This is a genomic window from Thiomicrorhabdus cannonii, assembly GCF_013391695.1.
Taxonomy (GTDB): Bacteria; Pseudomonadota; Gammaproteobacteria; order Thiomicrospirales; family Thiomicrospiraceae; genus Thiomicrorhabdus; species Thiomicrorhabdus cannonii.
Map to the genome: position 1 here is coordinate 1 of NZ_JACBGH010000059.1, position 211 is coordinate 211.

Consider the following 211-nt stretch of genomic DNA (forward strand, 5'->3'; position numbering starts at 1 on the left):
TTAGGCTCGGGTTTAGGCTCGGGTTTAGGCTCGGGTTTAGGCTCGGGTTTAGGCTCGGGTTTAGGCTCGGGTTTAGGCTCGGGTTTAGGCTCGGGTTTAGGCTCGGGTTTAGGCTCGGGTTTAGGCTCGGGTTTAGGCTCGGGTTTAGGCTCGGGTTTAGGCTCGGGTTTAGGCTCGGGTTTAGGCTCGGGTTTAGGCTCGGGTTTAGGCT

The 211-nt window shown here is 57.8% G+C and carries 1 protein-coding gene; it reads left to right on the forward strand.

Going from position 1 to position 211, the window contains the following annotated elements; all coding sequences use genetic code 11:
• On the forward strand, nucleotides 1–211 hold a 211-nt coding region (locus tag HZ297_RS12260), incomplete at both ends, for a hypothetical protein (RefSeq protein ID WP_178863999.1).